General features: G+C 39.0%; 13 protein-coding genes. 12 read left to right on the top strand and 1 reads right to left on the bottom strand.

Features of this window, described 5'->3' with window-relative positions:
• Positions 1–42 precede the first annotated feature (42 nt).
• The 12 genes from atpE to DI076_RS09825 are packed head-to-tail and all read left to right on the top strand — an operon-like array spanning position 43 to position 12,992.
• Positions 43–327, top strand: coding sequence for an ATP synthase F0 subunit C (gene atpE / locus DI076_RS09880; protein WP_002975055.1), 285 nt, complete (start codon positions 43–45; stop codon positions 325–327).
• A 2-nt stretch (positions 328–329) separates the two neighbouring features.
• Complete coding sequence (locus tag DI076_RS09875; protein ID WP_108959745.1) at positions 330–854, top strand: F0F1 ATP synthase subunit B; 525 nt, start codon at positions 330–332, stop codon at positions 852–854.
• The gene (gene atpH, locus DI076_RS09870; RefSeq protein ID WP_108959744.1) at positions 851–1,414 is read left to right on the top strand and encodes an ATP synthase F1 subunit delta; all 564 of its coding nucleotides are present in this window, start codon (positions 851–853) and stop codon (positions 1,412–1,414) included. The genes DI076_RS09875 and atpH overlap by 4 nt, the downstream gene beginning before the upstream one ends.
• On the top strand, positions 1,411–2,925 hold the full coding sequence (gene atpA / locus DI076_RS09865) for a F0F1 ATP synthase subunit alpha (protein WP_100726263.1): 1,515 nt from the start codon (positions 1,411–1,413) through the stop codon (positions 2,923–2,925). The genes atpH and atpA overlap by 4 nt, the downstream gene beginning before the upstream one ends.
• An 11-nt stretch (positions 2,926–2,936) precedes the next feature.
• Positions 2,937–3,806, top strand: coding sequence for an ATP synthase F1 subunit gamma (gene atpG, locus DI076_RS09860; RefSeq protein ID WP_108959743.1), 870 nt, complete (start codon positions 2,937–2,939; stop codon positions 3,804–3,806).
• A 21-nt stretch (positions 3,807–3,827) separates the two neighbouring features.
• Positions 3,828–5,234, top strand: coding sequence for a F0F1 ATP synthase subunit beta (gene atpD, locus DI076_RS09855; RefSeq protein WP_108959742.1), 1,407 nt, complete (start codon positions 3,828–3,830; stop codon positions 5,232–5,234).
• Positions 5,235–5,239: 5 nt separating this feature from the next.
• Positions 5,240–5,620, top strand: a complete 381-nt coding sequence (gene atpC / locus DI076_RS09850) for an ATP synthase F1 subunit epsilon (RefSeq protein ID WP_108959741.1) — start codon at positions 5,240–5,242, stop codon at positions 5,618–5,620.
• 47 nt (positions 5,621–5,667) lie between these two features.
• Positions 5,668–5,964, top strand: a complete 297-nt coding sequence (locus DI076_RS09845) for a polysaccharide biosynthesis/export family protein (RefSeq protein WP_108959740.1) — start codon at positions 5,668–5,670, stop codon at positions 5,962–5,964.
• Positions 5,965–5,973: 9 nt separating this feature from the next.
• On the top strand, positions 5,974–8,289 hold the full coding sequence (locus tag DI076_RS20515) for a hypothetical protein (protein WP_245918362.1): 2,316 nt from the start codon (positions 5,974–5,976) through the stop codon (positions 8,287–8,289).
• 1 nt (position 8,290) lies between these two features.
• Positions 8,291–10,507: a GAF domain-containing protein gene (locus tag DI076_RS09835; RefSeq protein ID WP_108959739.1), complete on the top strand. Its 2,217-nt coding sequence runs from the start codon at positions 8,291–8,293 to the stop codon at positions 10,505–10,507.
• Positions 10,508–10,516: 9 nt separating this feature from the next.
• The gene (locus tag DI076_RS09830; protein WP_108959738.1) at positions 10,517–11,914 is read left to right on the top strand and encodes an MBOAT family O-acyltransferase; all 1,398 of its coding nucleotides are present in this window, start codon (positions 10,517–10,519) and stop codon (positions 11,912–11,914) included.
• Between the two features lie 34 nt (positions 11,915–11,948).
• On the top strand, positions 11,949–12,992 hold the full coding sequence (locus DI076_RS09825; RefSeq protein WP_108960895.1) for a hypothetical protein: 1,044 nt from the start codon (positions 11,949–11,951) through the stop codon (positions 12,990–12,992).
• Here the strand turns inward: DI076_RS09825 and DI076_RS09820 are convergent.
• Positions 12,954–13,139: a DUF5808 domain-containing protein gene (locus tag DI076_RS09820; protein WP_100716283.1), complete on the bottom strand. Its 186-nt coding sequence runs from the start codon at positions 13,137–13,139 to the stop codon at positions 12,954–12,956. The two genes, DI076_RS09825 and DI076_RS09820, sit on opposite strands and share 39 nt — an antisense overlap.
• Position 13,140: the final 1 nt, after the last annotated feature.

Raw genomic sequence — 13,140 nt, 5'->3', positions numbered from 1 at the left:
TTTTATTTATATTATAAAACACACAGGAGTGAAACGAAAACAATGGAATTCGGTTTAGGATACATCGCAGTAGGACTCGCAGCAGGACTTGCATTACTTGGTGCAGGAATCGGTATTGGTAGAATTGGTGGATCAGTGGCAGAAAGCATTAGCCGCCAACCAGAAGCAGCGGGAAAGATCCAACTCGTTCTTTACGTAGCAGCAGGTATGATTGAAGGGGCAGCACTTTTCGCAGTGGTAATCGCTCTTCTTATCGCGCTCAAACTCAATGGCTCAATTGACAAAACAATTGGTGCTGGTGCCACTAAAGTAGAACAAGGACAATAGTCTTGGTACTCCTCGCGGCTTCCGGCTTCAATTTGCTGAAAGTCAATCCGGGTCTGGTCATCTGGACCCTGGTCACTTTCTCAGTTGTTGTCTTCGTTCTTAAAAAATTTGCATGGGACAAGATCCTTCATGCTCTCGAAGAACGTGCTTCCGGCATCCAAGGTGATATCAACAAAGCGGAATCTCTTCGTGTTGAAGCAGAAAAGTCTTTAAAAGAATACAAAGACCAACTCTTCAAAGCAACCGAAGAAGCACACAGAATTGTCGATGAAGCTAAGAAAGATGCAGTTGCTCTCCGCACAAAATTGACGGAAGAAGCACACAATGAAGTAAAAAGTATTAAAGACAATGCTGTTCGAGAGATCGAACTTGCTAAAGGCAGAGCCTTGTCTGAGTTACAAAACCAAATTGTGGAAATGTCCGTTCTCATCGCGAGTGAGATCTTGGAGAAACAATTGAAGAAGGAAGACTATGCTTCCTTTGTCGAAAAAGAGATCGCAAAACTCGATAAACTTAAAATAAAATGAGTCTGAACCAAATTTCAAAGGTTTACGCAACGGCACTTTTAGAGTTAGCTCAAGAAACTAACTCACTTGAGTCAACGGAAGAGGAATTATCAAGTTTAGTTGATATTTTCTTTTCCGATGACACAATCCGCCATTATTTTCTTTCTCCGTTAGTTGATCCTTCCGAGAAAGAACAAACTGCCGCAAAGTCAGTTCAAGGGAAGGCATCAGAAATTGTTGCCAACTTCATTACACTTGTGGTTCGTAAAAATCGTTTCCTTTACTTAAAGGATATTCTGGAAGATTATCGTACGGGTGTAGACCGACTTAGAAATCGTAGTTCCCTTCGTATCGTTTCCAAAGAATCTTTGGGCAAAGAAGCAGTGGATCGAATCACGAAGTCCATCTCTTCCAAGTTCGGACGCGATGTTCGTGTCACAGAGCATATGGATCCAGCACTCATCGGTGGATTCAAAATCTATATAGACGACTTTTTAATCGATGCCTCAATCCGCGCAAAACTTGCAGGAACTAGAGAGGCTCTCCTCCAAAAGAAAATCCCAGTCGGAGCATTTGAATGAAAATTAAAACAGACGAAGTAACGTCGGTACTAAAACAAGAAATTAAAAACTTCAAGAAAGACCTTCAAGTTGAAGAAGTCGGAACAGTTCTCGAAGTCGGGGACGGGATTGCGAGAGTTTACGGTCTCACAAACGTAATGTCAGGAGAGCTCGTTGAATTCCAAAACGGAGTTCGAGGCCAAGCCTTCAACTTAGAAGAAAATTCAGTTGGGGTTGTTATCTTTGGTGATTATATTAAAATCGAAGAAGGTTTCACCGTTAAACGTGTGGGAAAAATCTTCGAAGTTCCAGTGGGACCAGAACTTCTTGGTCGAGTGCTTAACCCTCTAGGGGAAGTGATCGACGGAAAAGGACCACTCAACGCGAAAAAAACAAGACCTGTTGAGTCTCCAGCTCCTGGTATTGCGATGAGAAAATCAGTTCATGAACCAATGCAAACAGGTATCAAAGCGATTGACGCAATGATCCCAATTGGACGTGGACAAAGAGAGCTCATCATTGGTGACCGCGGAACAGGAAAAACTTCCATCGCAATCGACACCATCATTAACCAAAAAGGAAAAGGTGTGATCTGCGTTTATGTAGCGATTGGACAAAAAGCATCTACTGTTGCTTCCACCATCGAAATGTTACGCGAAAAAGGTGCGCTTGAGTATACGATCATTGTATCGGCTAACGCATCTGAACCTGCTCCTATGTTATACATTGCACCTTATTCTGGTGCGACAATGGCTGAATACTTCATGTATGAAGAAGGGAAAGCAACTCTCGTTGTTTATGATGACCTTTCTAAACAAGCCGTTGCTTACCGACAAATGTCACTCCTTCTTCGCCGCCCACCAGGTCGTGAAGCATATCCTGGGGACGTATTCTACCTTCACTCTCGCCTCCTTGAAAGAGCAGCGAAACTAGATGATAAATTCGGTGGTGGGTCTATGACAGCACTTCCAATCATTGAGACACAAGAAGGGGAAGTTTCTGCCTACATTCCAACAAACGTAATTTCCATCACTGATGGTCAGATTTACCTCCAATCCAACCTTTTTGCATCGGGTCTTCGCCCTGCGGTGGATGTGGGAATTTCTGTATCACGGGTTGGATCTGCAGCGCAAATCAAAGCGATGAAAAAAGTTGCAGGAACACTTAAGTCAGATTTGGCACAGTTCCGTGACTTAGAAGCGTTTGCGCAGTTAGGAACAGAACTAGACCCAGTGACACAAGCTCAGCTTGATCGTGGTTACCGAGTTCTTGAAATTCTCAAACAACCAAATAACTCTCCAACTCCAGTTGAAGAACAAGTGATTTCGATCTTCGCTGTGACAAAAGGTTTTATGGATACAATTCCTACTGCAAAAGTAAGAGAATTCGAAGCCTTCCTCTTGAAAACAATGAGAGAGCAACACGCAGAAATTTTGGAAGAAATCAGAACTGCAAAAGAAGTGAAACAAGAAGCAGCTCTGCAAAAAACAATCAAATCGATTGTAGAACATTTTTTAGCAAAGAATAACTAAGGGGAAAGATCTTGGCGACACCGCGTGAGATAAAAAAGAGGATTAACTCGGTTAAAAACACGAGAAAAATCACTCGAACCATGGAGATGGTCTCCACGGCTAAGGCAAAAAAAGCCACTAACAAAGTGAATGCGGCAAAACCATATGCCGACTTAACACGTGAGTTAGTATCTTCTTTGTCTAGCCTTGCAGGGATCATTCACAGCCCTTACTTAAGGAAGCCGGACAAAATCCGTAAGGTAGCTATCCTTGCAATCGCCGCAAACCGTGGGTTATGTGGTGGTTTTAACTCCAACCTTCTTCGTATGGTGAAAAACCGTATCGAAGAGTTGAAGTCAAAAGGTGTGGAAGTAGAAGTCCATGCTGCAGGGAAAAAAGCGATCTCTTTCTTTAAATTTGCTAAAGTTGAATTGGTAACATCATACACCAACATCGATGACAAAGCCGGAAGTAAAGAAGCAAACGATCTTGCTTCTTATTTTATGGAACGTTTTGCCAACGAATCGGTGGATTCTGTTGAAATCATTTCCACTCATTATTATTCAGCAGCCAATCAAAAACCTGAGATCACGTCTGTTCTTCCGCTTCAAATGGAAGAATCGGGTTCCAAGGGTTCTTCTGGTCCAGAAGTGTTATACGAACCAGATCCAAAAACCATCTTAGAAAACTTACTTCCAATGGTGATTAAAACAACTTTTGTTAAAATCATTTTGGAGTCAGTTGCTTCCGAACACATTGCACGTAGAGTGGCGATGAAAGCAGCTACAGATGCCGCTGGTGAGATGATTAAACTTCTGACTCGCGGTTACAACCGAGTTCGTCAGGCAAAAATTACGCAGGAAATTTCAGAAATCGTAGGGGGAGCGGAAGCCATCTCCTAACAAAGGTCTTTCGGAGTATATATGAATAAAGGTAAAATTAAACAAATCATCGGTTCGGTATTGGACATCAGTTTTGATTCCGGGAATATGCCTGAGATCTACAATGCCGTAGAGATTCAATCGAAAGTAAACGGCAAAGACGTTACCATCACTGCAGAAGTGCAACAACACATCGGAGACAACACAGTTCGTGCGATCTCCCTTCAATCCACAGACGGTTTAAAACGTGGTTTGGAAGTGGTTGATACTGGGATTCCAATCTCTGTTCCAGTAGGAACAAAAACACTTGGTAGAATTTTTAACGTCCTCGGTGAGGCAATCGATGAACTCGGTGACCTTCCAAAAGACGTAAAGAAGATGCCAATCCATAGAAATGCTCCTTCTTACGAAGAAATTAAACCTAAAACTGAGATCTTTGAAACAGGGATCAAGGTAATCGACCTTCTTGCTCCTTACATCAAAGGGGGAAAAACTGGACTCTTCGGTGGTGCTGGGGTTGGTAAAACCGTTCTTATCCAAGAGCTCATCAATAACATTGCGAAACAACATGGTGGTTACTCTGTGTTCGCTGGTGTGGGTGAAAGAACTCGTGAAGGAAACGACCTTTGGAATGAAATGAAAGAATCTGGGGTAATCGACAAAACAGTACTTTGTTTTGGTCAAATGAACGAACCTCCAGGTGCACGTCTTCGTGTGGCTCTTTCTGCATTAACAATGGCAGAAAACTTCCGTGATGAGTCAGGATCTGATATCCTTCTATTCGTTGATAACATCTTCCGTTTCTCACAAGCAGGTTCTGAAGTATCGGCCCTTCTTGGTCGTATGCCATCTGCGGTAGGATACCAACCAACTCTTTCCACAGAGATGGGGGGATTACAAGAACGAATCACTTCCACAACAAGAGGTTCCATTACTTCTGTGCAAGCGATCTACGTTCCTGCCGACGACTTAACTGACCCGGCTCCTGCAACTGCGTTTACACACTTAGATGCAACTACAGTTCTTTCTCGTGCGATTTCTGAAAAAGGGATTTACCCTGCTGTGGATCCACTCGATTCCACATCACGGATCATGAACCCTCAAATCGTTGGGGAAGAACATTACAACACGGCGCGTGAAGTACAAAGAATTTTACAACGTTATAAAGACCTTCAAGATATCATTGCAATCCTTGGTATGGACGAACTTTCTGAGGATGACAAAATCCTTGTGGCTCGTGCTCGTCGTTTGGAAAAATTCCTTTCTCAACCATTCCACGTGGCAGAACAGTTCACGGGTCGACCTGGTAAGTATGTGAAGTTAGAAGATACCATTCGTTCCTTCAAAGGAATCATTGAAGGTAAGTATGACACTCTTCCAGAACAAGCATTCTACATGGTCGGATCGATTGACGAAGTGATCGAAGCGGCGAAACAACTCAAAGGTTAATTCGGATGAGTAAAGAACTGACTTTAACAGTCATCTCGCCGGACAAAATCCTTTACCAGGGCAAGGCAGAATCAGTGATTCTGCCAGGTTCTGTGGGTTATTTTGGAATTTTACCTGGGCATGCAACCCTTGTGTCACAACTCGATTTTGGCCTCATTAAGTTGCATACAGCAGGAAAAGAATTCCGAATCGCCATTGATGGTGGATTTTGTGAAGTGAGAAATGACCAAATCCGAGTGCTCACGGAAGGTGGGGATTCTGAAGACGATTTGTCTCATGACCACGCCATCGAGCTCTTACAAGAAGCAGAATCTCTCCCAACCTCGAAAGAGAAAGAAAATCTCCTAAAGAAAGCAAAAGTTCGCATTTTACTGCACGAACGTTAATTTTTTTCCCCCCTTCTTGCCGAAAATAAACCAGAGGGGGATTTCCTTTGAATCCAATCTGGCTCAGACGAATGGTATTCTTTATTGTAATATTGTCTGGATTGGTAATCTTAAAGGAAAACCCTGATTTGCGAAAAAGAATCTATTCGGAAGCACCAATCCGTGTTAAAATTGAGGGACCCGTAGTGAATCCCGGAATTTATACACTAGATGCAGGTTCTAATGGAAACGATTTAATAGGGATCGCTGGTGGAACATTACCAGGGGCGCAAATCAAACTGGAGGACAGTATCTTGGAACAACCGTTAGAGGATGGCCAGATACTAAAATTGGGAAAACGGTAATCGAGGCGAATGGCGGATCAAGAACAGAATCAAAACGAAGATCTAGAAAACATCGAACCTATACTCGATGAAGACTCGTTTTCATTAGATTTGGATGATTTTGATATTGGTGAAGATGATTTAGATGTATCACCAGGAATTGAAGCACCAAACTTAGATGATATTTCCGCTTTTGACGATGAAGATGAATCAATTTCTGATTTAGTTGCTTCATCTGATGATTATGATGATATACTTGATATTGATTTAGACTCTGACTTAAATTTACTCGGGGAAGAAGATCCCATTTTGCATGATGAAGACATACATGCAGATTTTTCAGATTACGAAGAAGAATCCGAAAAAGACAATCATCCTAAACAACCAACAAATTCACAAAAAAAGCAATCCATTGATTTGGATGATGAAGATTTAGAATTAGAATTTGATGATGATTTAATAGATCTCGATAAAGAGATTGAATCTATTTTAAATGGTGAAGATGGAATTTTAACTTCCAAAAAACAACCTACTTCACATGACGAAGAAGAAGATGGTCCAATATCTCTTTCATTAGAAGAATTGGAAAACATCACAGGTTCTCTTCCAGAAGAAGAACATTCTGGATTACCAAATCGTGATCAAAACTTCCAAGACAATTTTGACGCAGAAAATACACTCATCGATGAACACTCAGATTTAGATCTTGATTTAGATGATTCAGAGATTGATACAACACTTGCCTTTGACGAAGAAGGCAAACCTCAATTTGATTTAACAGACTACGACAATGAAGAAACATTTGTCCCTCAAGACGATTTGGGACCTGGCGGAGACGAAGAAACTAGTTTCACATCACTCGTTGACCCAGAAGAAGAAGAATTATTCGGGCATAACAAAGAAGATGAAAATCTTACTCTATCAGATGAAGAACTAGGTAGCATACTCGGTGCTGGCGGCGAAGCAAGTTTAGAAGAAACATTAGCTTCCGAAGAAGAGTTTTTAGCTACTGATGATCACGAAGATTTACCAAGTTTTACAGACGAGGAGAGTGGTTTTGATCTGTTAGGTGGTGAGTTTGAGCCTGCTGAAAATGATGAAACCACATCAGAAGAAGAAGACGGTCCACTTACTCTTTCTTTAGAGGAATTGGAAAATATCTCAGGTGAAGCAATTGCAGAAGATATGGAAGATACAAGTTCTGATCTGCTCAGTGAAGAAATAGAAGATGAATCCATCACATTAAGTGCAGACGAACTTGGAAGTATCATCGCCAATGATCCAATTGATGAAGATGAATCTGATGAAGAGCATCATGAATTGGATACTGATTTAGGTGATGATTTTGGATTTGATTTTGGCGAACCTGAATCTGATATTTCCGAACCATCTGTTGAAGGATTGGAAGGGGAAATGGAAGGATTTGAATCTTCTTCGGAAGAAGAAGAGGAAGGACCAATTGCACTTTCTTTAGAAGAACTTGATTCCATTGCAGCTGAGGCTGAAGAAGTTTCAGACGAAGAATTAGTAGATAGTTTAGACCGCGCTCCACTTCCATACGAAGAAGACCTAACACCTAAATCTGACCTATTGGCAGAAGTGGAAGAAGACGAATCCATTGCACTTTCAATGGAAGAGTTAGAGAACATTACAGCGACTGAAGAAGAAGATGATTCTTCTACCCATGGTGGTGCACCTGATCTCGAAGCAGAAATCGAACAAGAAGACGTCACACTTTCTCCAGAAAGTTTAGATGCAATCCTCGGTGAGGAACTTCCAGGGGAAGGATTGGAAGACATTGCCAATTTACCTGAAGAGGAGGAGTTTACTCTTTCTGAACAAATTGATGAAGAACCGATAGCTGATTTCAATTTAGAACCAACAGAAGAAACTTCTACTTCAGAATTTGACTTAGAACCGATAGAAGACATCGACTTAGTGGAACATGAAGGAGAATCTGATTTTGGTGATCTTTCTTCTGACGTTACCATCGATGATAGTTTTGACCTAACTCATGATCTCTCCCAAGAAGTAAGAACTCCAACTCTTGCTTCAGATGATTCGGAAGAATTTGAGGTTGATTTAGATGAGTATGCTATGGAGGGAAAACTCTCTCCTTTGGAAGAATTACGTAAATCTGACGTATCTGCACCTGCAGCCAACAAAGAATCGGAAGATGCATTTGCAGAAGCGGGAGGTGATCATTTATCAGTTGGTGATCGTAAAAAAGTTCTCGGTTACCTAGATAACTTACTTGGGAATTTACCTGATGAAGTCATTCGAGAATTCTCTAAGTCACAATACTTTGAGTTATACAAAAAAATGATGAAAGAACTGGAGTTATAAAGTGGGACTTCTTGATCGTGCCGAAGAGATTAAAAAAACTTCGGAAACAAAAGTAACCCAAACTCCTTCTTCAAAAAAAGACACTCCATCCTTACTAAAAAAAGCGGAACATTTTCGAGAAGAAGATCCTTCTCTAAGTCAAAATGTTTCCGAATCCATTCCTGTTTCTGACACCGACTCAGATTGGTTAGATGAGGCAATCTCAGATTCACTTGCGACTGAAATTGGTGATTTACCAAGTCCAGATGGGGAAGAAGAATTTGACTTAAGTGATATTCCTGAACTTACAGATTCAGATTTTGGTGATTTAAGTGAAAGCCACGAGGATTGGAGAGAAAATCCAATTTCAAATTTAGAAGATGATTTGGATTCTTTACATGAAGAATCAAATCCATATGAACCAGTTGCATCAGATCCAGATTTAGATTCTGAATTAGAACCAGATCATGATTCGAATCATGAAACCGAAATTCCAGAAACTGAAGAATTGCAAGAACCATCAGCACGACCAAACAGCGAGGAAGAACCTGGGTTAGGTGACGATTTGATTGATCGTGATTATCATGATGATTTAAATGTGCCTGATGCACCTCTACCCGAAGTGAATCTTTTTGATGAATGGGAAAATGAGGCAAAAAAAGAAGCCTCAAAACAACCATTACGACCAGCTAAAGAAGATCCAGCTCCAATCGGTGAAGAAGTATTATTCGATGATGAATCTGATTTTGGAACGGCACCAATGGCATATCATTTGGCTTCCAAAAAAAGAATTGAGAATTACCAAGCAATCTTTGAGATCACAAAAGAAATTGCTTCTTCAAAAGAATTTTCAGATTTTTTTGATAATTTAGTCTACAGTTTAATTGGACAAGTAGGTTGTCACTCCGTAGTCATCTTAACTTCAACAAATCCTAAAAATACAAAATGGGAAGCGGTCGCTGCGCAAGGGATCACTTCAAAAGATGCTTGGTATCTCTCTCCAGGAGATGAAATTTATGCTAGGATTTCTGACTCGGAAACTGTCATTTATGCCGGAGAATTTAAATCTTCAAGATTGCCAAATCGAGAATTAAACTTATTAAATGAAATGGGTTCAGAGATTCTTGTCCCGATTCGACATGGTGAAAAATGTTTCGGAGTATTATCACTTGGGAAACTCATCAATGGTGAAGAGTATATCACAGATGATTTAGAATTTGCAAAAATTGTTGGTGATATTGCGGGATCAGTATTTGAGAGAGTATCCGAATTTGAATCGATTAATGAAGAATTAGTACATGCAAAAGAAGTGATAGAAATCAATGAATCGGTTCTCCAGTTTGCGAGGGATTTTTCGAAAGTACGCAAAATGGATGAAGCTTACGATTTTTTAATCGATAATATCAAAAACAAATTGGGTGTTAAGCAGTTCTCTTTCTTGGTATTAGATTCTGAGACTAGATCCGATTATATTGTTTTTGGATCCAATTTTATTTTACCTGAAAGGACAAAAGATTTCCGACTCAGTAAGGATTCTGATATTGTTGGTATGGTTTCCAATGTATCGGGAGTATACAAACTTGAAAATTTCCGAGAAGATGCGGAACTCAAATCGATTTTTACAAATGACGAATTGGGAATCATGAGTGAATTTACAATTCTACCGATTATCAACCTGAATTGGTTAGTTGGCATGGTTATCATCCATTCTACTGGAACTGCTTGGATTGATACAACACGTGATGTGGCAGTTTCGATGCTTGAAACATCAGCTCCTGTTTTTGCTAACCTACTCATTTTGCAAGAAAAAGAAGCACTATTCCGTAATCCATTTAATCCATTGGAAACTCGTATCCTTGCTGAAATGGAAAAAGCATCCAGTCTAAAGGCATCTTTTACTGTTTCTTTATTTAAAATTCAAAACGTATCTCGAATGATCCATTTGGTTGGAACAGGTACTTTTGCAAGATACGCAGATACTCTACGAAAAACGATGATGGATCATATCAGTGAATTGGATTTTTTCACAAGGGTAGGACAAGGAAAATTTGTTTTAGTTCTTCATGGGAAAGACAAAGAAGAAACCGATGTTGTGATTAAAAAAATCAAGTCTTCCTTTGCTAAAAAAGAAGAAACAATCATCGGAAATTTCCGAGCAAGTTACAGAGTTTTGACTTTAGCATACCCTCATGATACCAAAGACAAAAACCAATTTTTAGAAATGGTAGAGGAAGCATAATTTACCTTTGTGTTATTTAACTCACTCACTTTTGTTTTACACTTTTCTCTTTTTTACATCATTTATTTTTATTCTACCTTCACTATTCGCAAAACGATATTAATCATTTTTGGATTGTACTTTTATTCACAGTGGGGGATAGAAGGAACACTCTTACTTATACTTTCTATCATTTTCAATTTTTTAATTGGTATTCTCATTGATTCAAATGTATCGAAACTTCGTAAGCGAATCTTTGTATTTGGAATTGTCGCCAATGTCCTGTATTTGGGAGTTTTTAAGTATTTTTTGTTTGTATGGGGAATCTTTTCTGATCTGCAAGTTGAATTTGGAGGACAATCTCCTCTTTGGAAACCAAATCTATTATTGCCAATTGGGATCTCTTTTTATACTTTCCATAACATCAGTTATTTGATCGAAGTGTATGATAATAGAATCAAAGTATGTAAAAACTTTTTTACTTTTGTTTTGTATGATTTATTTTTCCCATTATTATTACTTGGACCTATTGAGAGACCGGGCAATTTAATCCCACAATTTGAATCTGAAAGATTTATTTCAAAAGAAAAAATTTGGAATGGTCTTTCTCTATTTTGTTTCGGAGTTTTTATCAAATCAAGCATTGCTGATCCTTTGTCTCGTTATGTGGGAACTATGGCAAATTCCTTTGATTCTTTAGAGCCTGGTATCTTATGGATTGTCGCACCAAGCATAGCATTCCAAGTGTATGCAGATTTTTTTGGTTATTCGTTATGTGCCATGGGCCTTGCTGAAATGTTAGGTTTTGAGCTCATGAATAATTTTAAGAGACCATTCTTTTCATCCAACCCATCTGAATTTTGGTCAAAGTGGCATATTTCTCTCTCAACATGGTTACGTGATTACGTTTATATTAAGTTAGGTGGAAATCGGCATGGATTTTTCAGAGAGAATTCCAATTTATTATTGGTTTGGTTTCTTACTGGGATCTGGCATGGGGCCGGATACGGTTTTATCATTTGGGGATTGTATTTAGGAATTTGTCTGATCCTATATCGAATTCTGAAACATCTTGGTTTCACTCAATTCCAAAATCCATTCTTAAAAGTCTTGGGTATTCTTTTTACTTTTTATAGTTTTTCATTGGGCCTTCTTTTATTTCGTATCAATTCGCCTTCCGAATCATTAATCATTATTAAAAACTTACAACACATACCACATCCTTCCTTCGTTCCGTATTCACTCATTTTTATCATCTTACCTTTAGTTTTATTTGATGTTTGGCAAGAGTGGAAGGGAACGGAAAGACCTAGTTTTTTTGTGAATGAAAAACCATATGTATTTGGTTTTTTGTTTGTGATTGGATTCTGTTGGTTTTCGATAGTTTCACCTTTTGCAAAAGAAGATTTTTTCTATTTTCAATTTTAAACGGACTATATCACACTCTTTAGAAAATTATCCAATGAAACTTCGATTTTTAATCCTTCTCTTATTTGGTATTTCCTTACTGATGCATTTTACATGGAAGTTTTTAGTTCCTTATTGTGATACAACATCCATCTACTGGTACTTTGCAAAGGACCGAAACTGGAATCCAAAAACAAAAATATTAGTTTTAGGTGATAGTCAGATTGTAAGTGGAATTTTACCAGAAACAATTGCAGAGATTGAATCTGTGCAATTAGACGAAGTTTTATTCTTACCAAAACCAAGCCAACAACCAGAAGGTATTTTGTCTGATACTCTTAGCATAGCCGATAAACTTCCCAATCTAAGAAAAGTGTATGTTAACATCTCTCCTCTCAATACAAGTAAAAATTCCATAACAGATGCGCACAAACAATTGTATTATTCTTTTGGCAATTTTGAATTTCATCATATAACAGAACCTTTGTTAAGGAAGGCTTATTTTAGCAACCTAGCAGATCTAAGTTGGAAGTTTGTCATCCAAATGTTTCCTTATTTTGGACTCAGTTCCAATATGAATCGAATTTTTTATGATCCAATTGTGAGGGAGGATTTAACAAGAAGAAGGTTTGAGTTTGATGCGATTCAAAAAAGTATGCGACTCAAAAGTGGTGCTTGGATATGGAAATCAATCAGTGATGATCCAACTTTAATGGAAGGTGACGAGTTCCCAAATTTGAATACAACAATCCTTGCTGGGAAAAGAGAGTTATCAATTCAATTGTGGGTCCAAACATTGAAAGAATGGGAAAAACAGAAGTTAGATGTTGTCATTCTTAGAATTCCTTTTTCGCCCCAAATGGAAATGGATTTGGTAAATAAGAATGCAAATGGAGTTACGGATTCATTATTTGATTGGGTGGAAAGAACTCACTTCAAAAATCGTAGGGTCGTTTTTGATTTTAGATCTGTATTTTTAAAAGACTATGGATACTTTGCAGATTTAACGCACCTCAACCAGAAAGGTAGAGATGCTTTTGGAAACTTGTTAAAAAAAAGCTTACTTAATCACACCAACTCGTCTGCCGAGGGCATGTAAGTTGATCCCCCAACCAATGCCAAGGAATTGTTTTGGTGTAAGAATTTCTTCTGTGCTTGGATCCCAAATATCTTTCACGAACGCTTCCGCAGAGATTTCAGTTCCGTAAGGAATTCCCCAGAAATTTTTATCTTCTTTGTATGACATA

Origin of the sequence: Leptospira ellinghausenii (assembly GCF_003114815.1) — a bacterium.
In the GTDB taxonomy this organism is placed as follows: Bacteria; Spirochaetota; Leptospiria; order Leptospirales; family Leptospiraceae; genus Leptospira_A; species Leptospira_A ellinghausenii.
The sequence above is the reverse complement of the archived record's forward strand: the minus strand, read 5'-3'. Positions and strand labels throughout refer to the sequence as shown.